The following is a 24,439-nucleotide window of genomic DNA, read 5'->3' as shown; positions in this document are numbered from 1 at the left end:
GGCCTTCGCCGGGCATCGAGTCAACTGTCTGTTTTCTAGGGAGGAAAATATGAATATCAAACTGACTAAAACGCTGATGAGTGCCGCGACCGTGGTCGCAATTACCGGGAGCGCATCCTTCGCAGAGGATTGGCGCGGGTGGAATATCCACGTGGATGGTTACCCAAACACCATCGCGATGGACAAATTCGCAGAACTCATTACGGAAAAAACTGGCGGTGAAATCAGCCTTCAAATGTTCCATGGGGGCACGCTGGGCAGTCAGCCCGACGCTGTTGAACAGGTCCGCGCAGGCGCATTGGAAGTCGGCAACTTTAACCTGGGCCCAATTGGCCCGATTGTCGCCGAGGCCAATGTTGTATCGTTGCCCTTTATATTCAAGGACGTCCCGCACATGTTCCGCGTCTTGGACAGTGAGGGTGGCGAGGCAATTGCGGCGGGCATGGCAGCCAAAGGCTTGACACCTCTTGCGTGGTATGACGCTGGCGCTCGCTCCTTCTACAACGGAACAAAGGCAATCAACGCACCTGCCGATGTTGAGGGAATGAAAGTTCGGGTCATGAATAATGACCTCTTTACAGGCATGATTTCTGAGCTTGGTGGCAACCCATCACCAATGGCGTTTGCCGAAGTTTATCAGGCCCTGAAAACCGGTGTCGTCGATGGTGCCGAAAACAACTGGCCATCATACGAGTCAACTGGCCACTTCGAAGTTGCCGGTTTCTATTCGCTGTCTCAGCACCTGATCATACCCGAATGTATCTGCATTAATACCGACACGTTCAACGCACTGTCACCTGAGATGCAGGCCGCGGTTCGAGAGGCAGCTCAGGAATCTGCAGAACTTCAGCGGCAATTGTGGGCCGAGCGCGAAGCAGCCAGCCGTACAGCCGTCGAAGAAGCTGGTGTGGTCGTGAATGAAGTGGCAGACAAAGCCCCGTTCCAAGCGGCTATGGGCCCGGTTTACGAAGCCTACTTTGCTACGAACCCCGATTTACGCCCGCTTGTCGAGACTATCCAGGCGACGGACTGATTTAGCTACATTGGGTCTGATATTGTCCGGTCCCGCACATGCGGGTCCGGACGCCTGATCAAGAGTTGTGAGCCAATGAGTTATACTTCCCTGCCCCCGACATCTGTGCGCAAGATGATCCAGATCCTGGACTGGATCGCCGACTTGTGCCGGGTTTTGACCGGTGTCGCACTGGTTGTCATCACGGTCATATTCGGATGGCTAGTATTTGGTCGCTATGTTCTGAATGCGACGCCGACCTGGGTCGAGCAAGTCGCCTTGCTTCTCGTCATGACAATTGCGTTTCTCGGTGCGGCAGTAGGCGTACACGATAACACGCACTTGTCCGTGTCTCTCGTGCGTTCCGCAGTTCCTCCACGTGTGAGGACCATTTTGGTTATCTGCTCAGACGTGCTTATGGCTGGGTTCGGCGCCTTGATGCTGTGGTTCGGAGCTCGACTTACGATCTTTAAGTGGGGATCGCTAATCCCATTGATTCAAGTCCCCGAAGGCTTGCGTTCATTGCCTCTCACAATTGGCGGAGGACTCATATTACTCTTTTCCGTTGGTCATCTAATCCGCCTCTATGTCGGTTTTGACGAGCGCAATGACAGCATCGAATAGAGGCGAATGATGGGAATACTTCTGTTGCTTGGCGTGTTCGCCCTCTGCGTTCTGATCGGAACGCCTGTAGCATTCGCGCTTGGAATAGCGGCCATTTCGGCATTTTGGTTCGAAGGCTTACCCTTGATGATCGGATTTCAGCGGATCGTCTCCGGGATCAATGTATTCTCGTTGATGGCGATCCCGTTCTTCATTTTTGCAGGTGAACTGATGTTCCACGGCGGGATAGCCATGCGTCTAGTCAGGTTTGCTTCAGCCGCTGTCGGGGCCGTGCGCGGCGGCTTAGGAATTGTGAACGTGTTTTCTTCGATGCTTTTTGGGGGGATTTCAGGATCGGCCATCGCAGACATTTCCGCACTGGGGTCTATCTTGGTTCCTGTGATGAAAGAGAAAGGTTACGATACAGATTACGCCGTAAACGTGACCGTCACGTCCTCGATTGCCGGTATAATTATTCCACCCAGTCACAATATGATCATTTTCGCGATCGCAGCCGGGGGTGGAATATCGATCTCGAAGCTGTTTCTTGCAGGCGTTGTTCCAGGAGTTTTAATGTGCCTTTGCCTTGCTGTGGCGGCGTACCTTGTAGCGGTGCGCAGAGGTTATCAAGCTGAGACTTTCCCGGGTTGGCCAGCGCTCGTAGTGAGCTTCTTCAGTGCAATTCCAGGACTTTTGACGGCTGTGATTATCGTCGGCGGTGTGTTGTCGGGTATTTTCACCGTTACGGAGTCCGGAGCTTTTGGGGCCATTTACGCATTCGTGGTCACACTGATCGTCTACAGAAGCATAACGTGGGAAAACTTTTGTATTGCCGTCGCTTCTGCTGTGCGCACGACGGCGATGGTAATGATATTAATCGCATGCGCTGGTGCGTTTGCCTACATGCTGACCTTTTACAGAGTTCCGGACAGAACCGTAGATCTGCTTACTGGGTTGACAGAAAATCCGATACTCATCCTGCTGATGGTAAATGCGGTTTTGTTGTTGCTTGGAATGATTATGGATATGGCAGCGCTAATTCTGATCTGCACACCCATTTTTCTACCCGTTGCCAACAGCCTTGGGATTGATCCGCTGCAATTCGGGATGATCTTGCTCGTGAATTTGGGATTAGGATTGTGCACACCACCGGTCGGATCGTGCCTGTTTGTCGGTTGCGCCGTGGGTAAATTGCCAATGGAGAAAGCCGTGCGAACAATATGGCCCTTCTACTTGGCAATTCTCTTCGCATTAATGCTTATCACTTTTGTACCCGCGATTTCACTAACACTGCCAAGCTTGGTTGGGTGAATAAAGTACATTCAAGTTTAAAGGCAGACACTTGAAGCTAAGCTTGTGTTCGAGTTTCTTTCTTAATGAAAAAAGGAAGCTGACATGTCGCAAAAACCCAAAGTGAATGCTCCCGTCGAGCAGATCAGTGTTTTTGATGTCTGCGGTGGCGAAATAGAGATTGGTCGGCCCAAAGATCGATGGACGATGCTTTTCGTCTATCGCGGGCGTCACTGTCCCAGATGCAAGCGATTTCTCAATAAATTGAACACCATGCTGGCTGATTGGAGCAGCGTCATGGATGTGGTGGTCGTTTCTGCCGACTCTAAAGAAAAGGCTTTGGCCGACAAGGAAGAGTTCGGTTGGACATTTAATTTGGGCTTTGGATTGACCGAAACGCAGATGCGATCACTTGGCCTCTACGTGTCGGCCCCTCTTTCAGAGGCTGAGACAACGACACTGTTTGCAGAGCCCGGCGCATTCGGAATTCGGCCAGATGGCAGTTTGATGTTGGTCGACATTTCGAATGCCCCTGCTGCGCGCCCGGATCTTGAAGAATTGCTAGACGGAATGAAGTTCAATATCGAAAACAACCGCCCGACTCGGGGAACAGTTTTATAACTGCAATTACCTACTTTGATGCAGGACTGTTCCCAGAAAGCTCTCCGGACGCCACCCGATCGCATCCAACCCCTCCTGCATTTTTGAACTGTTAACCACAAGTGGTGGGCGAAGTACTGTCAACAAAATTTGAACCAGTCTCAGCTTATCCAATAAAGTCGCCCTTTTGGTCATGGGCAAAAGGGACTGATGCTACCGCCTGGTCTGAGCTTCAATGCTGTAATTGACCGGGCGTTGGAGCAATCAAATTCCGGGACCATGCCGCGAAGCTATTGGGATTGGGGGATATGGTCGAGCCAAACCAAAAAGGACTCTTCCCTTATACTCCCGGCACAAACCTTCTCTATGGACTGAATGAAGCCATCGACATGTTGCACGAGGAAGGGCTGGAGAACGTATTCGCTCGGCATTCGCGCCACGGAGCCGCGACTCGGGCTGCCGTGCAAGCATGGGGTCTCGAGGTGCTGTGTGCTCGCCAAGGTCAGGGATCGGGCATCCTGACCGTTGTCAAAGTCCCGGAAGGGCACTCTGCGGACGCCTTCCGCGCGACGGCGCTGGAGCACTATGACATCTCACTTGGAAATGGCCTGTCTAAAGTGGCCGACAAGGTTTTCCGCATAGGTCACCTGGGCGATTTCAACGACCTGATGTTGATGGCCACCCTCTCAGGCGTATAAATGGGGCTCGCCAAGAGTGGCGTGCCGCGCAATAAAGGCGGTACTCAGGCTGCATTGGAATATCTCAAGGCCGCATAGCGCTGGACAACGTCTCTAAAAACGCCACAAGGTCCGTGATCTCCTGTTTCGTCAAATTCAGTTCAGAAAGTATCGCCTCGCCATCGGCGTGAAGCCTTTCCGTATCGATTTCGCTGTAGTGCCGGACCACGGCGTCCAGATCATCCATGCTGCCGTCATGCATGTAGGGGGCGGTTTCGCCCAAACCTCGCAGGCTGGGCGTCCGAAAGATTCCAAAATCAGAATGGCTCCTGCGTACATTTCGCACGGCCCAGGCACCTTTCTTTTCCGGATCGTCGTTCCAGTCGCCGTCCAATGTGTAGGGGCTGGAGAGTAAAATGTTCAATCCTCCGAACCGACCTTGGTCAACCTCGGTTTCATTCAGAAAATATGGCACACCTGCGTCATGGAACTCGTTGTTGGAAAACCTCGGACCGTTGTGGCAAAATACGCATTTTCCGCGCCCTAAAAAGAGCTGAAGACCTCGCTGAGCTGCTTCGGGGTATTCCTTAGCCGCTGCAATATCTCGGCGCTCCAAAGCATCGCGAAAATCGTCAAATATCGTCCGGTCGGTGGCTAAGGTCTCCAAGTAAGCAGAAAGAGCTTTTGCAGTATTTACCAGAAAAAGTTCAGGGCTTTGATCCTGGAGGTGACCAAATATGGCTTCAAAATCATCAATGTAGGTACTTTCAGAGATAGCTATCTTTAGGCTTTCGGCACTATGCGCCATCTCTTGTTCTTCGATGATCGGATGCAGGCTAGCTGCCCAAAGATTATCGCTTTTGCCGCCCCAACCATACCAGCGCAGCCCGGCAAGGTTTCGCAGTGATGGTGTGTTTCGATTTAACAAATCACGACCGAGTGCCCGCGCCTCCGGCGTCGTAAATGCCTGATCAGGATCATGACAACTTGCACAGGAAAATGCACCATCGACTGATAACACCGGATCGTTGAATAAAGCCTGTCCGAGCTTGATTGCCGTGGCGTCTTTGGAAAACCTATTGCTTGGATCCGACTGGAAGGATGGTGGCCACGGCCCAAAGGACAACGTCTGTTCAATTTCGTCTTCGGTCAACAAGACATCTGCACGTACTGCCCCGGTCAGAAAAATTAGCGCAGCTGTCATCCACAGCTTCATTTCAGCGCAATTTCTGACGTGTAGAAAACCGATTGGCCACTGACGTCGACATCGATTTGCAGCTCCCACAAACCCGGCATGTGAAACAACATATCATCAATTCGGAACACTCCGCCGTCCAATGCGGTAACCTTGGGAGTATAGTTCATACCATGTTGATGAGCGGGCATGATTGCATCCACACCCATTTGGCCCACAGCAGTTTCACTACAAACTGAAACCAACACCGAAAACGGTTGGGCCAACGGAAATTCGTCGACCGTCAGATAAACCTTGGGTGCGTTTTGAACTTCCGAATTCATGCGTTGCCCCGTCGCTTCACAAGCAACCGCCGCGCTGGACCATATAAGAAACCAAGCAGCGCAGTGGGTCATTCTGATACCAGCAAACGTTCTGCGTTAGCAAAGGCAATGTTGTCTGCGATCTGGTCCGGCAGCAAATCCAACCATTCACGCGAAAAATCGGCATGAGGGCCTACGTAGTACCAACGTTCAGGTGCGAACGTATCCGTACCGACCATGAACCTATCGGGATGGGCTTGGAACGCAGCCCTCCAATCCGGGTCGACACGGCCTCGCGAAACCATGTCCGAACGAAATGCCAGATCGGCCCATAGCCCGGGATAGATGTCTAGCGCATCGACCACACTGGCTGGATCGTCAAACCCAGAATGGGCCCACAATACCCGAGCTTCCGGCCATGTTTCGAAGATCAAATCAACGGCCTCGCGATCACCATGGTGGTGCAGGATTAGGTTCCGCTCTTTCGCCAGTGCAATCATACGCTGGATGACCGGCGTCTTGATGTCATCTCCGTAAGCGTGAAACTCGCCGATGGCCTCGTAGTTGTTTTTTGCCAGGTTTGTTTCCAGATACTCGATTACAGTTTCATCGTGCATCCAGGTGTTGATCTCACCGCGACGACGATAAGGGCGAAGCGCCGGAACAACGATGTCCGGTGCCACGGCCAACAATAGCTGAGTGCCATTGTCATCCGAGCTGGAAATCAGCGCTTTACGCACGCCTGCATCTCGAAGGATTTCGGCCACCTGTTCAGGCGGAACCAGTTTGACGGCATCGTGGCTGTAGTGAATATGTGCGTCAAAGATCGGTCGCTGTTCTGCGACGGCGGTACTGCAAAATAACGCTGCACTTAAAATGGAGATATGTTTCAGCACCTCAAGCCTCCTCAATATCATTCAGACCCTGGCAAGCGTCACGTCGAAATTCACGTGCAAGAAAGGTTCGGCAATCTTACCAGAAAGCTCCATGCCATCGGGAAATTCTGATGCAGGTCGTTCAACATATGTCATTACCAGATCGTCCCGAACGCCAAAGACAGTATCCTGATCTAAATAGGGATCATTGTCCGGAAAAATCTCCGTCACAAGTGAGCGATACCCGGGGGCTTTGACGATAAAGTGCAAGTGTGAGGGCCTCCATGGATGGCGGCCACAAGCGCGCAGAATATCACCAACTGGCCCGTCAGACGGCACGGTGTATTCAACTGGCTTAACTGTGGTGAACGCATATCTGCCATCATCGCCAACTGACATCAGCCCGTGGAAAGAATAGGTGTCCTGTTCTTCATCCTGACTGGCGTAGAGGCCGTTGGGTGCCGTTTGCCAGATATCCAGTTCTGCCCCGGCAATCGGATGACCTTCGGTATCGCGGATCACGCCCTCTGCAAGTAGAACCGGCCCGCCGTAGTGACGCTTCATATCGCCACCGATTGGCAGCGGGGGGGCGCCCGAGACGTGAAATGGACCTAAAACGGACGAACTGGTCGCATCGGCACTGGAATGCAGCATATCAACCAATGACGACAGGCCCAACACGTCCGAGGCTAGCACGAATTCATGCCTATCCTCGGTTTCCACCGCAGCGCAGCCTTCCAGAAACGCAATCCCGGCCCGCCACTCGTCATGCGTCAGGTTGGTTTCCCGCGCAAAGTCGTGGAGGTGTTTGACCAGGGAGCCCATGATTTCACGCATCCGTGGATCAGTATCTTTTGACAGGTACCCCATGAAGACGTCGGTGATATTGTCTTTGGTGACAGAGCGCATCTTGTCCTCCTTAAATCAGGGCAAGGCTGAGGATCGGGAACTCGATCAGAATGAACAGAACGATCAGCATCACGAACGCAAAGGGAAGTGCGCCCATGAACACGTCCTTAAGTGATATGCGGTCATCGTTAATCGTGGATTTGATAACGAAGCAGGATATACCCAAAGGTGGTGTCAAAAGACCGATTTCAGCCCCGACCACGGTGATAATGCCAAACCAGATCAGCGACATATCAAGCGCTTCGGCCATGGGCAGGAACAGCGGTACCACAATCAGAATGATCGACGCGGTGTCGAGCAATGTTCCCAGAAATAGCATCAACAGAACATAGAGCAGCATGATCGACCAGAAAGATGCGGAATTCCCCGCAAGCAGATCCTGTAGTTGATTGGGCAGCCCGGCCAGCCCCAGCATGCGGCTGTAGATTGAAGCGGCCGTGATCAGGAACAGGATCGCGGCTGTGATGTGACCGGTTTCCAGCAACGCGTCCCAGAATGCGCGTGGAGACATCGACTTACGGGCAACCGCGATGATTAGCGCAACGAGAGCTCCGGCGGCCCCTGCTTCTACGGCAGTCAACCAACCTGTGTAGATACCACCAAGGACGATGGTAATGATGAACAGTGTCGGCAGTGTTTTGGAGGCTATCTCGCGCCCTGACATCCACTCGGTGTCTTCGACAACGCGGCCACCGACGAATGCTGGGGTGAAACGACCCATAACCCAAATCGCGCCTACATAAGCGATCGCCAGCATGATCCCCGGAATAACCCCCGCAAGGAACATGTCCCCTACAGATTGCTCGGCGACAAAGGAATAGATGATCAGCATCGCCGAGGGCGGGATGATCATCCCCAAAACCGAAGACCCGGCGACCACGCCAACAGCAAACCGTGGGTTATAAGCCTGCGCCATCATCTGCGGGACCGAGACCTTGGTGAACACGGATGCGGAGGCTATTGACGACCCAGTCACTGCGGCAAAGACGGCGTTGGCTCCAACGGTTGCCATACCGATACCGCCTTTGACCTTGCGAAATCGCATGGTCATGACTTCGTAGATGTCCCTGCCCAACCCGGCTTTTGAGACAATTAGCCCCATGAAAGTAAACAATGGGATGGTTGCAAAGCTGTATTCCATCGCGCTGTCGCCAACCGCCACTTTCAGCAGGTTGAGCGCCAGCGTGAAATTGTCCCGCATCAGCCAGATCGACACGAACGAGACCACGCCCAATGCGATCGGAATGTAGACGCCTGCGTAAATCAGAAAGACGATGGCAACGACCGAGATCAGGCCAATCTCAATCGGCGTCATTCTGCGGCCTCGTCATGTTCAGGTGCACGAATTAGATGCGGGCGGTCCTGCGCCGTGACAACCTTGAGCAGGAAGATCACGCAGGCAAGCGCAGTACCGCACGCGATGACCAGTTTGACCGGCCACCATGGCAGAGTGAAAAGACCCGGAACTCCGAAGTAGTCCTGTGTCTCCCACATATGCAGGAACTCGGGAAAGGTTACATAAGCAATCAGACCCATGAAGATTGCGGAGATGGCATTGATAATGCGCCTCAAGTTGGCCGTTAGCCCAGGACGGCGGTGGTGTAGCAGGTTCAGAAACCCGTCCGAGCGCGTCAGCCGATCCACTCTGACTACGTCGGCCAGCTGCAAAAAAACGATCATCACGACCGAAAATTGCACTATTTCATATGTGCCACGCAGAGGTGCCGAAAACAGACCGCGCGCAATGACGTCGACATTCAGAATGACCACCAACGCAAGGACGACAAGCGTACCCAATGCGTTGGCGGCGATAGCAAGCGAATTGGCGACCCGCGACAAGCCAGCAACTGCGGTCTTCAGCATGAAAGGCCCCTTTCGTGGATCGCCAGACTGTTACTCGGCCGTCCAGTCACGCACTCCGGTAAAACCGGCGTCCTGCAGCTTGCCGAGATAAGCGGCCAGTATCGCGTCGCCTTGTTCACCGTTCTCATTCAGTGTGGCTGCCCATTCCTGTGCTACATTTGGCATTGCGTTGGCCCAGGCCGCTCGGTCTTCGTCCGAAACTTCGACAATCGTCCCGCCGGCTTCGGTGTATGCGTCCCTTGAGGCCGCAGCCCGGTCCATAGCGATGCCGGCCACATGATCACGGTAGTCAATTGCGACGGCCTGCAGAACGCCTTTGACTTCATCCGGCAACTTTGCCCAATAGTCAGAATTCACCGTGATCGTCTTGGAGTTCACGGCACCCAAGTCAGCTTTGAGCATGTAGGGAGCCACTTCGGCGATCTTGAAGGTCTTGGCTGCTTCAGGCCACAGCATCGCACAATCAACAAGGCCGGTTTGCAGCATATTGTAGAAATCGGTCAGGCCACCACGAACCCCCGCTGCATCTTTGATACCTTCGAGATATCGGAGGTTCAGTCCCGCCCCTGCCACTTTTCGGCCTTCCAGATCAGAAACAGCCGAGACCGGCTCTGTACAAAAAACCTGATAGGTATCGAGTACTACGCCGGTCGCCAGATAGACTTGGTTCTGTGCAGCGAACTCATTTTGCATCGCTGGGTATTCGCGCGCGATCTCATCCACGGCTTTGGCTACCGCGCGAGAGTCCGATGACACGAAGGGGGTCGACCCCGATATCCCCTGACTGGGCAACTTGGACGAATGGAAGATAGTTGTGACAATGCCGATGTCGCCAAGGCCAAGCTGGATCCCTTCCAGGACGCCCTTCGGCTTTACGATCGAGCCACCGTAGTTCTCTTGCCAGTTCATCTTGTAGTTGCCAGAATCGGCCAGCCGCTTGTCCACTTCCGGAATGAAGAAGTTGGTGAATTCTTTCACCCACAACGCACGGTCGGGATAGCCATCAATTACGACGGCTGAGATGGTCTCTTCTGCCGCGAGGGGCATCGCCATGACGCCTGCCAGAGCAGCGCCCACTAGGCTGCGTTTGGTCCAATTTTTCATTTCTCTCCTCCCAGAAAGTCGGGTCCTGTCGATTTTTATTTGTTGGTTTTGACCCAGTTTACGGTCAGGTCCGTGCCTGCCGCTTTGAACAGTTTTGCGATGGCGCAATATTTGGCTGTCTCCTCGCCCACGCGTGTCAGCTCCTCCTGACTGGCGGGCGTATCGCAATTCACAGTGAGTCCGATTTCGGGAAACGGAACATCGATCTCCTCCTCCATCAGGACACCGCGTCGATCCAGCCTGCATTTCGCGTCGATTGTCACGGTGCCAAGATCAATTCCCAAACGGTGCGCATTCTTGTGCCCGATGACATTCGTACAGGCGATCAAAGCAGCCATTGCGGTTTCGGTCGGAGACGGGCCAAGATTTGTTCCGCCTCGCTCCACGGGCTCGTCGATAATCACGTCCAGATCGCGAATTGGGATCTCGGTCCGCGCGTGTGTCGGGCATTGAGCTGTCGTACGGTAGGTTACGACAGGTTTGACTTTCATCGCCACAGGGTCACCTCCTCATGCATAAGAGCAAACCTTTTCGAATGAGAAGCGAGGCAGCTTGTGAAACAATCCTGTTTCGTCTGCGTAGCCCAGATTGCAAAGAAAGTTCGACTTGAGCGTCGTACCCGCGAAGAATTCCTCGTCGACGATCTTGTTTGAAAAGCCAGACATGGCGCCGACGTCCAACCCGACAGCCCGGGCCGCGATCATAAAGTAAGCGCCCTGAAGCGTTCCATTGCGAAACGCTGTATCGGCTACATATTCGGGATTATTTTCGAAAAGTGACCGTCGATCTTCGTGCGGGAAAAGAAAAGGTAATTCCTTCCAGAAGTCCATGTCATAAGCAATGATCGCAGTGACCGGCGCATCCATCATCTTTGGCACGTTCTTCGGCTTTAACGACTTGGCTAGGCGCTGTTTACCTTCCGCGCTTTTAACGAAAACGAAGCGGGCGGGCAGCGTGTTCATGCTGGTCGCGCCGTTGATCGTGATGTCGTAGATCTCTTCAAGCAATTCGTTAGAAACAGCCTTGTCGGTCCAGGCGTAATGAGATCTGGATTCGCGGAGGATCAGGGCAATTGCGTCGTCTGAAAGACGTGAGATGCGCTCGCGCAGATCGCGATGATCTTGCTGCGCCTTTGCGCGAAGTGCCTCCAGCTCTGCCCCGGCTGGTGCGCTCATGCCGCGGCCACCTTAGTCTCGGCGTCCTTTTCGTCGATGACGGGGCTGGCGCATATGCCGATGCCCTCAATTTCGACCTCGACGGTTTCACCCGGCTTCAACCAACGTGGATTGGGCTTTTTGGCGTGACCAACACCCGGCGGCGTACCCAACGCAATCAGATCACCGGGTTCGAGAGTGGTATATTCCGAGATCGTGGCGATGACCTGAGGGACCCCCCAGATCATGTTGGCGGTGTTCGAGCTTTGCAGGATTTCGTCCCCCACTCGGCTTTCGATTTTCAGGCCGGATGCTCCCTCCGGCAAGTCTTCCGGCGTTACGGTGAAAGGGCCGATCGCGCCTGTGTCATCGAAGTTTTTGCCGGGCGTCCATTGAACGGTTTTACGCTGATAATCCCGCAGCGACCCGTCGTTAAACACGGTGTAGCCGAAGACATAATCCAGTGCGTCCTCTTCCGAGATATGACGGCCGCGTTTTCCAACGATCAGCATAAGCTCGGCTTCGTAGTCGAGTTTCTCGGAACAGGTCGGCCGCACCATAGGGTGCCCTGCCGCCATGATCGAATTCTTCCCGCGCATAAACAGCGTCGGATACTCCGGGATATCATACCCGCCTTCTTTGATGTGGTCCGTGTAGTTCAACCCCATGCAAATGATCGTTCCGGGAGCGGCAACGGGCAATGCAGGAGTGATGGAAGACACGGGCACACTGTCTGCGGCGTCAATTTTGCCGGAAAGTGAGTCGGCCAGTTCAGGCTCGGCTATCAAACCCATCAAATCCGAACCGATTGCAGGATGTAAAGCCGTTAGATTCACTGCATTTTCGCCGTTTACAGCAAAAACCGCTGTGCCATCCAAAGTCTCTCCCACCAGGTATTTCATTTTCACCATCCATGTCAGTTCACTTGATTTTTGCCGACTATTTTGCAATATGTCAAATAATATCGATATTTTTGGAGGCAGCAAATGGTTGCTTGGGCAGACTACAAATCAGAAGCAAAAAGCCGCGGTGCTCTTGCTTTGGAGCTTTACGTCGCGCTGAGCACGCCAGCCAAATCGCCCGAAGATGTAAAGGCGTCACTGCCAGATCACTTGGCGTATCAGACGCAGCTGGAACGTCTGGGGCAGCTGGCTTTTGCAGGCCCCATGTCGGATGAAACTGGCGAGCATATGCAGGGGATGGGACTGATCATCTATCGCGCCGACAGCCTTGAAGCCGCCCGGAAGCTGGCCGAAGACGATCCTATACACAAAAGTGGCGCACGTAGTTTTGTACTTCGGCGCTGGATGATCAACGAAGGCTCGCTGAACCTTTCGGTTGGCCTATCGACTGGAACGAGTGCCCTCAGTTAAGAGCACTCAAGAGTATTTGCCGCGAAATAGGAACAGTCGGATATGGACGCCATGCTTGATACTGAGGGCAAAGAGACATCAGCCACTCATGGAGCGTATCGAAGGCTACGCGAAATGATCCTGACCGGAGAATTACCTCCGGGCCAAAAACTCAAGATCGAGCAACTTCGCGGGCTTTTGGACACTGGCGCTAGTCCGGTTCGCGAAGCGCTTAGCCTTTTGACTTCGGACATGTTGGTCGAGCGGATTGATCAGCGCGGATTTCGGGCAGCGCCAGTCAGCAAGTGTAACTTCGAAGAAATACTCCTGTTGCGATGCAACCTCGAGGAAACAGCGCTGCGCGCTTCCATCGTCAATGCAGACGGAGCTTGGGAGGACAGGCTAGTCTTGCGTCATCACCATATGAAAAAGGCCAGTCAAAAAGGTGCGCCTGACTTCGAAGACGCCCACAAAGCGTTTCATATGGCCTTGTTGGAAAATGCAAAACTGCCGTTGCTGCTACGGTATTGCTCGCAGCTTTATGACCTCAACATTCGCTACCGTTATCTGGCAGCGGGAGGGTCGAGTTACAAAAAGCGCGATATCGCTGCCGAACACCAGCAAATCCTAGATGCCGCACTCGATCACGACGCAGACAGCGCGACCCAGCACTTGCTCAACCACTACCGCCGAACGGGTGAGTACCTGAGCAGTCAGATGGAGTCCTGAAATGCAGCGGAACTGGTTTCTGGGCGATCTGTTAAATCAGTTGTTCGACCGTCCCGGCAAAAGGCGCGGCAATGACGACAATCGATCTATTGTAGAGCTTTGTGAGGCCTTGTTGTCTGCAGAAGGCGAAGTATCGGGCTTTACCCTCGCTTCCACGATCCTTGATCGCTACCAGACTTTAAACGATTCCGAGAAATTTCAATTTTTTGCCTATTTGAATGATCAACTTGAGCTGGACGCGGATCAGCTTGCCGAAACGGCAAGTCTCTACGCCAAGGAGCGAAGTGCCGATTTATATCAAAAGCTTAGTGAAGTCGCGGAACCCAAACGGCAAGAGTTTTTGCGCCGATTAAACCAACCATCAGGTGCGACTCAAGAACTCGTAGCAATGCGCGTTGACCTGTTGCGCTTTCTCAGATCCAACCCCGAGTTCAAGCGAACAGATATTGATTTCGTCCATTTGCTGCGAAGCTGGTTCAATCGGGGGTTTCTTGTCCTCAAACAAATCAGTTGGGATACCCCTGCCCGCGTTCTAGACAAGATCGTTGCCTACGAGGCGGTTCATCAGATCAACGATCTGGACGATCTGCGACGCAGGCTCTACCCGCCTGATCGTCGTTGCTTTGCGTTCTTCCATCCTTCGATGCCAGATGAACCTCTGATTTTTGTCGAAGTTGCTCTGACGGCTGAAGTTCCAGACGCTATTGATGCGCTTTTGTCCGAAGGTCGAGAACCGATCCAAGCTGAACAGGCAAAGGTCGCGGCGTTCTATTCCATTTCAAATTGCCAAAAGGGTTTAATGGGTATCAGCTTTGGGAATCTGTTGATCAAACAGGTTGTGACCGAGCTGTCGAGAGAGCTCCAGGGGATTGATACTTTTGTGACCTTATCACCAATACCGGGGCTTAATCGTTGGTTGGCGGGCGAGACAGAACACCCTGAGCACGGCTATGCCGCCGAGGCCGTGCTTGCGGCAACAACATCGCCACAAGATTTGCGCGCGATGGCCGCGCGATATTTGATGTTCGCCAAGCGTGAAGATGGGATGCCGCTTGATCCCGTGGCCCGCTTTCACCTCGGCAATGGTGCCGAGTTGCACGAACTGCACGCCGAAGCCGATTTGTCGCCGAACGGACGATCACAATCCGGCGGTGCGATGGTCAACTATCTTTACGATTTGAACAAGACAGAACGTCATCACGAAGAATTCGCAACACATGCGACAATCGAAGCCTCGCGTTCAGTTCGTGCGGCCTCAACCGCCGCGATTGCGGCCAAGCCAAGGGAACATACAGAGTGACCAATACCCTCTACGATAGTTTGTTTGCCCAACATGAGGGTAACGAGGCTCCGTTCCTGCAGCTCGATGATGGCCAAGTGGTGTCCTATGACTCGTTTTTGAAGCGCGCGGCGCAGATCGCACGTGTTTTGCAAAGCAACGGAGTTTCACCTGGCGATCGCATCGTTGTGCAAGCGCCAAAGCTCGCCGATACGATTGCGCTCTACGCGGCGGCGGTTCAGGCAGGTGCTGTTTACCTGCCGCTGAATACGGCTTACACGTTGGCAGAGTTGGACTATTTCATTTCTGATGCCCAACCAGCGATGATCGTTTGCGACAGCAAAGACGAACTTGAAATCGGAAAACGGGCGGCTCGGTCTGGGGCAAAGCTGCGGACACTCGGCGGCGTTTCCGCTAGCCTGAGCAGCGAGGCCGACGCACAACCTTGTGTATTCGAGACCTTGGATCGCGCTCCGGACGATCTTGCCGCATTGCTTTATACATCAGGCACCACAGGCCGTTCCAAAGGCGCAATGCTGAGCCATCAAAACCTGTTGTCCAACGCCCAAGTTCTTGTTGATCTGTGGGGCATCACAAACGACGATCGCTTGATTCACGCGCTGCCGATCTTTCACACGCACGGGCTTTTCGTGGCAATGAATACGTCACTACTCGCCGGTTCCAGAGTTCGACTGATGGAAAAGTTCGACCTCGGCGCCATCCTGGATGAGTTGCCTCAGTCGACCCTTTTGATGGGGGTCCCCACTTTTTATACCAGACTATTGGCAGACGACCGGTTCACCGAAGAAATCACCGGGAACATGCGCCTGTTCGTTTCCGGCTCCGCCCCCCTGCTTGCCGAAACCCATCAAGCATTCGAAACGCGCACTAGCCACCAGATCCTTGAGCGCTACGGAATGACCGAGACGAACATGAACAGCTCTAATCCTTATAGTGGCGAACGACGTGCGGGAACTGTTGGTATGGCGTTGCCTGGCATCGAAGTGATCGTGACAAACCCGGATACCGGGGAACCGCTGCCTCAGGGCGAGGTTGGAATGATCGAAGTACGCGGCCCCAACGTGTTCAAAGGTTATTGGCAGATGCCCGACAAAACCGCTGAAGAGTTGCGGGACAATGGATTCTTCATCACCGGCGATCTGGGTCAATATAGTAAGGATAGCTACCTGTCGATTGTAGGTCGGTCAAAAGACCTGATCATCACCGGCGGTTACAACGTCTACCCAAAAGAAATTGAAGATGTCCTGAACGACATTGATGGTATTTTGGAATCGGCGGTGTTCGGCACTCCCGACAACGATTTCGGCGAAGCAATCATCGCCGCACTGGTGGCTGAGCCCGGCGCACAACCGGACATGGAACAGATAGCGAGGACCGTCGAAGACAGGCTGTCACGCTTCAAACATCCACGCCGCTACGAGCTCGTCTCGGAACTGCCGCGCAATACAATGGGAAAAGTTCAAAAAAATGTGCTGCGCGAACGGCACGCGCAAAAGGAGCCATTGGAAGTGTCTCAAAAGACGTACCGCGAACCTCAATCAAAAAAGGACTCCTTAATCGGATAGTACCCCACCCTTCGGACGACCAAACTCAACAGGAGATTTACTATGACCCGCATGACGGCCAGAGATTTCGACCAGGAGCTTTTGGACCTGTACGACTTTTACGCGCACGGCAAAATCACCAAGCGCCAATTCCTGGATCGTGCTGGCAAATTTGCAGTTGGCGGCTTATCCGCCGTCGCGTTGCTCAACATGCTTAGCCCAAACTATGCCCTTGCTCAGCAGGTATCCTTCAACGATCCCGATATCCAAGCGGACTATATTACTTACCCTTCACCTAATGGAACCGGCGATGTCCGGGGCTATCTGGTTCGGCCTGCGGGCGTGGAAGATCCCCTACCCGCAGTTCTGGTGATTCACGAAAACCGCGGCTTGAATCCCTACATCGAGGACGTGGCGCGCAGATTGGCGAAAGCTGGATTTATGGCGCTGGCCCCCGACGGGTTGACCTCGGTCGGTGGATACCCGGGCAACGACACCGATGGGCGCGAACTGCAAAAGACAGTGGACCGAGTCGAGTTGATGAACGATTTCTTCAACGGGTTCGAATACCTGATGAATCGGGAAGATTGCACAGGCAAGGTCGGCGCGGTAGGCTTTTGCTATGGCGGCGGCGTCGTCAGTGCAATAGCCGTGGCCTACCCCGAACTTGCTGCAGGTGTGCCGTTCTATGGTCGTCAGCCAGCAGCAGAGGATGTGGCCAAAATTCAGGCACCGTTATTGATCCAGATGGGAGAGCTTGATGAACGTATCAACGCAGGCTGGCCAGATTTTGAGTCCGCTCTGCAGGCCAATGAAAAAGTATACGAGGCCTATATCTACGAAAATGCCAATCACGGCTTTCACAACGACAGCACGCCACGCTATGACGAGGAGATGGCGAACCTAGCCTGGGACCGAACAATTGATTGGTTCAACACATATCTGAAGTAGTACGAACCCCGCGCAGCCAACGTCGCCAGCCAGCGACACGCAGGCTGGACGCTGCTGCCCGTGCCATACAACGATAATGGTGTGGGTACTGCCAGACAAACTCGGACCAGTTTCAGCAAGGTCAGAAGAGCGGCGCTTTGTCCGGCACTAAGATCACAGGGTCGGGCGGGGTCTTGCTTGCGCTCCACGGGCCTTGCAAAGTCTGGTTGCGAATATCCGCTATGGGCCTTTAGTTCGAACCCCATTTTCAGCTTTGCTTGTGATCTCTCCGAATGATTTTGACCTTGCTAGCGTGAAGAACCCCTTTTTCCAGATGGTTAAGAACCGGTCATTTTGTCGCTTTCGACATCACGAAACTGTTGCACCAGGTAATCCACGAATGCTCGGGTTTTCGGGGCTAGATTGCGCCTGTCAGCAAACATCACCACGATATCAGTGCTCGGTGGTGCGTATTCCGGCATAACATGGACGAGTTCGCCGGACTGAAACTTGCAGTTCGCGATGTAAAAGGGTAGCCGCGCTATCCCTATACCAGCCAGTACCGCTCGAAAAACGACATCGGTGCTGTTTCCCTCAAAACTGCCCGTTGCTTCAAATTTTTCGCCGACCTTTGGTTCGATACTGTTCCAAGCGTTCCGTTGGCTTCTTCCAGCAACTCTCAGGCAATTGTGTTCAGCCAACTCGGCAAAACTCGTCGGGGTTCCTGAACGCTCAAGGTATTCAGGTGAGGCGCATAGCACCCTGCGACTCTGCATAATGCGTCTGATGACCATATCTGGGTTCTTGCGTTGTTCAGCAAAGCAGATCGCCGCATCGAACCCTTCGCTCCGAAGATCAATCTCTCGGTCGGTCAAATCCAAGGACACATTAACTTCAGGGTTCTCTTCCATGAATTTCGGCAGAGCAGGGATCAGCTGTGCCTTACCAAAGGCAACCGTGGATGCGATTCTGAGCACTCCGCGTGGGATACCATCAAAGTTATGGATCATCGCCTCGGCTTCTTTGAATTTGTCAGCCATCGCTTTGCATTTTTCGTAGAACGCTTGGCCTTCCAACGTCGGGGAGATACCTGTTCTGGTGCGATTCAGTAGGCGGTAGTGCACCTGATCTTCAAGCAATCCGATCTGCTTGCTTACAGCCGAGGGGGTCTGCCCCATTGATCGTGCAGCCGCAGATATGCTTCCCTGCTCGACAACTGTCGTAAAGATTAGCATTTGCGCAGAAATATCCATGTCATGACCCTTGCTGTTCCAATCTGACATGGGGCCTATGCCAAATTGCCAAATTGTGAGCGCTACCAAACACACGTATCTCTGCATTGCAGCATAAATACTGCATTGCAGCAACGGACGAGGCAATATCATGACAATTACTCGATCAAACAGCGGGCTGGATGTCATTTTCGAAGCTGGCCGCACGTTCTTTCATCAAAAAATAGACACGATGCGAAAGGCACAGGCCAATCGCAGGGTTTACCGCGCGACGTATTATGAGCTCTCGGTGCTATCTGACCGCGACTTAACAGATCTGGGTATTCCGCGCAGTAGCATCAAAAAACTTGCTATGGAGGCTGCGTATGGCTGCTAACACTCAAGCTGCTGGTGCAGATCGCGGTCACGTTATCGCCTTATCAATCAGCTTCTTGGGGTGGGTTGGATCCACTACAAATGCTGCCTTGAAGGCACTGCAAATGGCTCGGATGCTCTCCACGCTTTCGAGTATGAACGACCATCAGCTCGCTCAGATCGGAATTTCGCGATCCGATATCCCGGAATATGCCGCGAAATTGATGGCTGATTAATAGAGCGGAGGCCCTCAGGGCAGAAGCTCACACGAAATTTGCTGGTTCTCGCTCCTCCCAGAGTTAGCCAGCATAAGCGGCGGCGAAAAAGCCAACAGGGAGCGCCAACGCAAAGGGCCAGCATTTTCACCTCCTCCCGAAAATGCTGGCCCAAACCACCCTGCCAAGCAGGAGCCGCGAAAGATGAGAGGCAGGAGAACATCACGAGATCCGCTCGTCCGTCATCTCCGTTTTGGCGACAAAATTTACATTTGTGACCAATACATAAATTAGCTGTCCAGATGCGATGGGCTCGGTTTTGCGGAGCTGTAAACGGAAGTGGCAGCTTGAACTCCGCATAGAACGTTCCGGGTTAAGACAAAATCGCATATGGGCCGTGTTTTGCAGGCAGGTAAGGGGCCTTGCGGAGCTACGCGGTGTCTTTCATACATAAATGTGGAAGATCTAGGCAGCGACCGCTGTTAAAGCTGAACGACCGAGCCCCTGGGATTTGCAGTGCTTTGTTTAGAGATATGTTCGCAATGGCGGAAAAAAGAGATTTCAGCACTACCCGGATAAGGTTAACTGCGGCGGCCAAACAGTCCCGCAGGTCGCCCGGAACATCATCTGCGTCAACTTGAAACTTGAGTGCGGGGGTTGCGGTTGATCCCCCAACCCGATGACGCGTGATCGAAATCAAAACGTGTGCTCATGCTATAACTGGGCATGGGCTATTTGCATCGCGATCTGCTCGTTGCTTGAGAGCCGAACCTGGGACAAAACGGTCAAGATTGAAATGAGTGCGGAAGCGAGCAAACTTAACCCTTTCTAGCCGACTTGACACTTCGGGTCCTTCATCTCTAAATTTACTACAAGTTTCCGCGCGACATGTTGAAAATTGGTGTGAGGCAAGAATTGAAACGCAAAATCCGAAACATGGAAGAATTTGCGGCCATCAGCGGGATCTCCCGACCTACCGTTTCAAAATACTTCAACGATCCAGAAAGCGTGCGTGTTTCCACAAGAGACAAGATCGAAGCAGCACTGGAAGAGTATGAGTATCATCCGAATGTATTCGCGATGAACCAAAACCGGCGCACGACCAAGAACATTGGAGTTGTAGTCCCCAATCTGGCTGACCCATTCTTTTCCGAGATCGGCAGACGCGTAGAGCTTGCGTGCATAGAGGCCGGCTACAGCCCGATTTTACTTAGTTCACACGGCAATCCTGAAATGGAGCGAGACAACCTTAATTCACTCAAATCCCTGAAACCTGCTGGCGTCTTATTGGCACCTTTTGGCAGGCTGTCAGACAAAGACGCCGTTAAAGCATTTGATGCCGAGATTCCAGTCGTCTTGTTTGATGCCAACATGCAAAATGTAGGACGAGCATTTGTTGGCACCGATCACTTTCAGAGCGTCAATTTGATGGTCGAGTACCTTTGCCGCAGCGGTGAACCTCCCTGTTTTTTCGAAATGAAAAAACCGCTCAACCCCAACGCCAATAAGCATAGGCAAGCCTATATCGAAAGTATGGAGCGGCACGGTCAGACACCGAATATATTTCAAGTGAACGGAGAAGGCTGGGACTTCGAAGAAATTGGGAAAGTCCAGGGTGGCCGGCTCTTGTCTGAGGGGGCATTCAAGACCAACACGATCCTATGTAGCAATGATCGCTTTGCCATCGGTCTTTTGTCAGCGGCTTATGGCCTTGGCTTTAAAGTTGGTCATGGTCCGGAATGCAATCTCCGGATTGCAGGCCACGACGATCACCCGTTTTCAAGGTTCACATGCCCCCCTCTGACAACGATCGCACAGGATTATGAAGGTATCGCGAATTGGTCGGTGTCCACATTGTTTGCATTGTTTGAAAAGGGAGAAGTCCCGCCGGAAAGACAGGAAAAACTGTTCGAGGGCCGTCTGATCATGCGGGAGTCGGCATAAGAAACCACTAATCTCGCAGTCAGCCTAAAATTTACGCGCGTAAATTTATAATTGACTTCGCGTTGTGATTTTGACTAAGGTCGAAGTCATCATCCAACGAGGAGGAGAATTAGGATGTCATTCAAACAAGCTCTATATGCGGCGACGGCAATGACACTCGTCACTGCAAGTGGCGCACTAGCAGAGAATCTTGTCATCGCCACCGTGAACAATGGCGACATGATTCGCATGCAGGGGTTGACTCAGGACTTCACTGATAAGACTGGCCACACGGTCGAGTGGGTCACATTGGAAGAAAACGTATTGCGCCAGCGTGTCACCACGGACATCGCCGCCAAGGGTGGTTCTTTCGACATCATGACCATCGGCATGTACGAGACTCCGATCTGGGGTGCCAATGGATGGCTGGTCTCGCTTGACGACCTTTCAGCTGAGTATGACGCTGATGATATCCTGCCAGCCATGCGAGCCGGTCTGAGCCACGATGGTACCCTATATGCAGCGCCATTTTATGGCGAGAGTTCGATGATCATGTACCGCACCGACCTGATGGAGAAGGCCGGTCTGGAAATGCCTGAGGCACCAACCTGGCAATTCATTCGCGAAGCTGCCGCAGCAATGACCGACCGTGACAATGACATCAATGGTATCTGCCTGCGCGGAAAGGCGGGCTGGGGTGAAGGTGGTGCGTTTATCACCGTAACCGGCAACTCCTTCGGTGCGCGCTGGTTTGACGAAGACTGGAATGCCCAGTTCGATCAGCCAGAGTGGAAAGAGGCGCTGACCTTCTTTGTCGAAATGATGCAGGAATCCGGCCCGACGGGCTATGCGACCAACGGCTTCAATGAAAACCTGAACCTTTTCCAGCAGGGCAAGTGCGGCATGTGGATTGACGCCACCGTTGCGGCTTCGTTTGTGACCAATCCTGATGACTCAACTGTCGCCGACAAGGTTGGTTTCGCGCTAGCGCCGAATAGTGAAGGTGTCGACAGGAAAGCAAACTGGCTCTGGGCATGGGCGCTGGCAGTTCCTGCCGGAACTCAAAAGGAAGCCGCAGCAAAGGCATTCATCGAATGGGCAACGTCAAAAGACTATATTGAACTTGTCGCCGAAAACGAAGGTTGGGCTAACGTACCGCCGGGTGCACGAACATCGCTGTATGAAAACCCCAACTATCAGGCAGTTCCCTTTGCCCAGAAGACGCTGGACTCAATTCTAGCGGCAGACCCCACAAATCCGACGGTTAAGCCGGTTCCCTACGTTGGCGTCCAGTTTGTGGCAATTCCGGAATTTGCGGGCATCGCTACCGAAGTGAGCCAGGAGTTCTCGGCTGTCTATGCCGGTCAGCAAACCGTTGATGAGGCGCTCGCCAAAGCTCAGGCACTTACAAACGACGCTATGGAAGCAGCTGGCTACCGCTGAGCATTCCCTTGGTCTCGGGCAACACTCTTCTCCCAAGTGTTGCCCGAGACGCCATCAATTCTCAAAAACTTTGCACTGTTTAAGATAGCCTTATGGCAATCAACAGAGGAGGTATGCCCGATGGCTACTAAACACTCCCGATCAGCGGCGCGGCTTATGATGGCCCCAGCGGTCATCTTGCTCCTCGGCTGGATGCTCGTTCCATTGATCATGACGCTCATTTTCTCGTTCAAACAATACCTGCCGCTGCGTGGCGGAGACCTTGGGTGGGTCGGCTTCGAAAACTATGTTCGCTTTGTCAGCTCCAGCGCGTTCTGGCCGTCGGTGATCGCCACGTTGACCATCGTTGGCGGGGTCCTTTTGATCACAGTAATCTTTGGCGTATTGCTGGCAATATTGCTGAACCAGCCAATGTGGGGCCAAGGTGTCGTCCGCATTCTGGTCATCGCACCATTCTTTGTTATGCCGACGGTTTCAGCTTTGGTTTGGAAGAACATGTTCATGGACCCGGTAAACGGTCTGTTTGCCCATCTGTGGCGCTTTTTCGGGGCTGAGCCGATCGCGTGGCTGTCTGAGGCTTCACTGCCTTCAATCGTCATGATCGTTTCCTGGCAATGGTTGCCGTTCGCAACGCTTATCCTGTTGACGGCAATCCAGTCTCTGGACGGTGAACAATTGGAAGCAGCAGAAATGGATGGTGCTCCGCCGCTGAAGCGGTTTGGTTACATCACTCTGCCACATCTCAGCCGTGCGATTACGATCGTGGTTCTTATCCAGACGATCTTCCTGCTGGCAATCTTTGCAGAAATATTTGTCACGACCGGAGGCGCGTTTGGCACCCGTACTCTGACCTATCTGATTTTCCAACGTGTTCTTGAAAGTCAGAATGTTGGCCTCGGTTCCGCTGGTGGTGTCTATGCAATCATTCTCGCCAACATCGTTGCGATCTTCCTGATGCGCATCGTCGGCAAGAACCTGGACGCGTGAGGAGGAAAAGATGGCCCGCGCAGTAACTCAACAACGTAAGATCATCAACACAGCCGCCGCTTGGGGTGTTGGACTGCTGATCTTTTTTCCGATCCTCTGGACTGTCCTGACCAGCTTCAAAACCGAAGCTACCGCAATCGCAGACCCTCCGGTGTTCCTGGCATTTGACTGGACGCTTGAAAACTACTCTGCGGTGATGGAGCGGTCCAACTACGCCCGGTTCCTTTGGAACTCGATCATCATCGCCGGGGGTTCGACAATATTGGGTATCATCGTGGCGGTCCCCGCGGCCTGGTCGATGGCTTTCGTTCCTTCCAATCGCACCAAGGACATTCTCCTCTGGATGCTGTCCACTAAAATGCTACCGGCGGTTGGTGTTCTGTACCCGATCTACCTGATCTGCATCAAACTTGGCATCCTCGACAGCCGAGGCGCGCTGGTCATCATCCTCATGCTGATGAACCTGCCGATCATCGTCTGGATGCTGTACACATACTTCAAGGAAATCCCAGGTGAGATCCTTGAAGCGGCCCGAATGGACGGTGCGACGCTGAAAGAGGAAATCCTTCACGTTCTCACACCGATGGCAGTTCCCGGCATAGCTTCGACCTTGCTGCTGAACTTCATTCTGGCCTGGAACGAGGCGTTTTGGACACTGAACCTTACAGCAGCCAATGCGGCTCCGCTGACGGCCTTCATTGCTAGCTACTCCAGCCCCGAAGGCCTGTTCTTTGCCAAACTCAGTGCAGCATCAACCATGGCCATTGCGCCAATCCTCATCCTTGGCTGGTTCAGCCAGAAACAACTTGTCAGCGGCCTGACCTTCGGCGCCGTCAAATAAGGAAC

Annotated in this window: 26 protein-coding genes and 1 pseudogene; 16 read left to right on the top strand and 11 right to left on the bottom strand. The window is 53.2% G+C overall.

Translation table 11 applies throughout. The annotated features are described in order from the left end of the window. The first annotated feature begins 49 nt into the window (after positions 1-49). The 5 genes and pseudogenes from ACR0MP_RS02290 to ACR0MP_RS02270 all read left to right on the top strand — a co-directional run. Positions 50-1,033, top strand: a complete 984-nt coding sequence (locus tag ACR0MP_RS02290; protein ID WP_170403565.1) for a TRAP transporter substrate-binding protein — start codon at positions 50-52, stop codon at positions 1,031-1,033. 75 nt (positions 1,034-1,108) lie between these two features. Beyond that, positions 1,109-1,636: a TRAP transporter small permease gene (locus ACR0MP_RS02285; RefSeq protein ID WP_170403568.1), complete on the top strand. Its 528-nt coding sequence runs from the start codon at positions 1,109-1,111 to the stop codon at positions 1,634-1,636. 9 nt (positions 1,637-1,645) lie between these two features. Then, positions 1,646-2,926 carry a TRAP transporter large permease gene (locus ACR0MP_RS02280; protein WP_170404749.1) on the top strand — a complete coding sequence of 427 codons (1,281 nt, stop codon included), beginning with the start codon at positions 1,646-1,648 and terminating at the stop codon, positions 2,924-2,926. 84 nt (positions 2,927-3,010) lie between these two features. Then, positions 3,011-3,526 (top strand): redoxin domain-containing protein, encoded by a 516-nt coding sequence (locus ACR0MP_RS02275; protein WP_170403571.1) that lies wholly within the window; start codon positions 3,011-3,013, stop codon positions 3,524-3,526. Positions 3,527-3,703: 177 nt separating this feature from the next. Further along, a pseudogene (locus tag ACR0MP_RS02270) lies at positions 3,704-4,281 on the top strand (pyridoxal-phosphate-dependent aminotransferase family protein); the annotation flags it as partial. Here ACR0MP_RS02270 and ACR0MP_RS02265 read toward each other — a convergent pair. From ACR0MP_RS02265 to ACR0MP_RS02220, 10 genes are all read right to left on the bottom strand, one after another. Next, positions 4,268-5,386, bottom strand: coding sequence for a cytochrome c peroxidase (locus tag ACR0MP_RS02265; RefSeq protein ID WP_170403574.1), 1,119 nt, complete (start codon positions 5,384-5,386; stop codon positions 4,268-4,270). The pseudogene ACR0MP_RS02270 and the gene ACR0MP_RS02265 sit on opposite strands and share 14 nt — an antisense overlap. Positions 5,387-5,394: 8 nt before the next feature. Next, on the bottom strand, positions 5,395-5,700 hold the full coding sequence (locus ACR0MP_RS02260) for a hypothetical protein (protein ID WP_480885707.1): 306 nt from the start codon (positions 5,698-5,700) through the stop codon (positions 5,395-5,397). Between the two features lie 68 nt (positions 5,701-5,768). After that, on the bottom strand, positions 5,769-6,575 hold the full coding sequence (locus tag ACR0MP_RS02255) for an amidohydrolase (protein WP_170403577.1): 807 nt from the start codon (positions 6,573-6,575) through the stop codon (positions 5,769-5,771). Between the two features lie 21 nt (positions 6,576-6,596). Then, complete coding sequence (locus ACR0MP_RS02250) at positions 6,597-7,463, bottom strand: dioxygenase family protein (RefSeq protein WP_170597623.1); 867 nt, start codon at positions 7,461-7,463, stop codon at positions 6,597-6,599. 10 nt (positions 7,464-7,473) lie between these two features. Next, positions 7,474-8,778, bottom strand: coding sequence for a TRAP transporter large permease (locus tag ACR0MP_RS02245; protein ID WP_170403583.1), 1,305 nt, complete (start codon positions 8,776-8,778; stop codon positions 7,474-7,476). Further along, the gene (locus tag ACR0MP_RS02240) at positions 8,775-9,326 is read right to left on the bottom strand and encodes a TRAP transporter small permease (RefSeq protein WP_170403586.1); all 552 of its coding nucleotides are present in this window, start codon (positions 9,324-9,326) and stop codon (positions 8,775-8,777) included. The genes ACR0MP_RS02245 and ACR0MP_RS02240 overlap by 4 nt, the downstream gene beginning before the upstream one ends. A 30-nt stretch (positions 9,327-9,356) precedes the next feature. Beyond that, on the bottom strand, positions 9,357-10,430 hold the full coding sequence (locus ACR0MP_RS02235; RefSeq protein WP_170403589.1) for a C4-dicarboxylate TRAP transporter substrate-binding protein: 1,074 nt from the start codon (positions 10,428-10,430) through the stop codon (positions 9,357-9,359). A gap of 35 nt (positions 10,431-10,465) precedes the next feature. Next, on the bottom strand, positions 10,466-10,921 hold the full coding sequence (locus tag ACR0MP_RS02230; protein ID WP_170403592.1) for an OsmC family protein: 456 nt from the start codon (positions 10,919-10,921) through the stop codon (positions 10,466-10,468). A gap of 18 nt (positions 10,922-10,939) precedes the next feature. Further along, on the bottom strand, positions 10,940-11,605 hold the full coding sequence (locus ACR0MP_RS02225) for a malonic semialdehyde reductase (RefSeq protein ID WP_170403594.1): 666 nt from the start codon (positions 11,603-11,605) through the stop codon (positions 10,940-10,942). Continuing rightward, entirely contained in the window at positions 11,602-12,486 is an 885-nt protein-coding gene (locus ACR0MP_RS02220; protein ID WP_170403597.1) for a fumarylacetoacetate hydrolase family protein, read from the bottom strand. Before ACR0MP_RS02220 ends, ACR0MP_RS02225 begins: the two co-directional genes overlap by 4 nt. 84 nt (positions 12,487-12,570) lie before the next feature. Between ACR0MP_RS02220 and ACR0MP_RS02215 the strand changes: the two genes are divergently transcribed. Genes ACR0MP_RS02215 through yghX form a run of 5 tightly spaced genes read left to right on the top strand, consistent with a single transcriptional unit; the run spans position 12,571 to position 17,460 of the window. Next, positions 12,571-12,957 carry a YciI family protein gene (locus tag ACR0MP_RS02215; RefSeq protein ID WP_170403600.1) on the top strand — a complete coding sequence of 129 codons (387 nt, stop codon included), beginning with the start codon at positions 12,571-12,573 and terminating at the stop codon, positions 12,955-12,957. Between the two features lie 51 nt (positions 12,958-13,008). Continuing rightward, the gene (locus tag ACR0MP_RS02210; RefSeq protein ID WP_480885703.1) at positions 13,009-13,665 is read left to right on the top strand and encodes a GntR family transcriptional regulator; all 657 of its coding nucleotides are present in this window, start codon (positions 13,009-13,011) and stop codon (positions 13,663-13,665) included. A gap of 1 nt (position 13,666) precedes the next feature. After that, positions 13,667-14,965 (top strand): malonyl-CoA decarboxylase, encoded by a 1,299-nt coding sequence (locus ACR0MP_RS02205; protein ID WP_170403606.1) that lies wholly within the window; start codon positions 13,667-13,669, stop codon positions 14,963-14,965. Further along, entirely contained in the window at positions 14,962-16,530 is a 1,569-nt protein-coding gene (locus ACR0MP_RS02200; RefSeq protein ID WP_170734661.1) for a malonate--CoA ligase, read from the top strand. Before ACR0MP_RS02205 ends, ACR0MP_RS02200 begins: the two co-directional genes overlap by 4 nt. Positions 16,531-16,572: 42 nt before the next feature. Further along, entirely contained in the window at positions 16,573-17,460 is an 888-nt protein-coding gene (yghX, locus tag ACR0MP_RS02195) for a YghX family hydrolase (protein WP_170511706.1), read from the top strand. Between the two features lie 317 nt (positions 17,461-17,777). On the opposite strand, the gene ACR0MP_RS02190 is transcribed toward yghX, so the two are convergent. Further along, a complete protein-coding gene (locus ACR0MP_RS02190) occupies positions 17,778-18,692 on the bottom strand; it encodes a LysR family transcriptional regulator (protein WP_170403615.1) in 915 nt (304 codons plus the stop codon). 130 nt (positions 18,693-18,822) lie between these two features. Here ACR0MP_RS02190 and ACR0MP_RS02185 point away from each other — a divergent pair, with 130 nt between their 5' ends. The 6 genes from ACR0MP_RS02185 (at position 18,823) to ACR0MP_RS02160 (ending at position 24,434) form a co-directional block, all read left to right on the top strand. Then, the gene (locus ACR0MP_RS02185; protein WP_480885700.1) at positions 18,823-19,047 is read left to right on the top strand and encodes a DUF1127 domain-containing protein; all 225 of its coding nucleotides are present in this window, start codon (positions 18,823-18,825) and stop codon (positions 19,045-19,047) included. Beyond that, the gene (locus ACR0MP_RS02180; protein ID WP_170403620.1) at positions 19,037-19,261 is read left to right on the top strand and encodes a YjiS-like domain-containing protein; all 225 of its coding nucleotides are present in this window, start codon (positions 19,037-19,039) and stop codon (positions 19,259-19,261) included. The genes ACR0MP_RS02185 and ACR0MP_RS02180 overlap by 11 nt, the downstream gene beginning before the upstream one ends. 894 nt (positions 19,262-20,155) lie before the next feature. Next, positions 20,156-21,184 (top strand): LacI family DNA-binding transcriptional regulator, encoded by a 1,029-nt coding sequence (locus ACR0MP_RS02175; RefSeq protein WP_480893670.1) that lies wholly within the window; start codon positions 20,156-20,158, stop codon positions 21,182-21,184. A gap of 114 nt (positions 21,185-21,298) precedes the next feature. Then, positions 21,299-22,606: an ABC transporter substrate-binding protein gene (locus tag ACR0MP_RS02170; protein ID WP_170403626.1), complete on the top strand. Its 1,308-nt coding sequence runs from the start codon at positions 21,299-21,301 to the stop codon at positions 22,604-22,606. Positions 22,607-22,726: 120 nt separating this feature from the next. Beyond that, complete coding sequence (locus tag ACR0MP_RS02165; RefSeq protein WP_170403629.1) at positions 22,727-23,593, top strand: carbohydrate ABC transporter permease; 867 nt, start codon at positions 22,727-22,729, stop codon at positions 23,591-23,593. Between the two features lie 10 nt (positions 23,594-23,603). Beyond that, positions 23,604-24,434: a carbohydrate ABC transporter permease gene (locus ACR0MP_RS02160; RefSeq protein WP_170403632.1), complete on the top strand. Its 831-nt coding sequence runs from the start codon at positions 23,604-23,606 to the stop codon at positions 24,432-24,434. Positions 24,435-24,439 lie beyond the last annotated feature (5 nt).

This window comes from Ruegeria sp. K3 (assembly GCF_056531845.1).
Note: the sequence above shows the minus strand (reverse complement) of the source record. Positions and strands in the feature narration are given on the sequence as shown.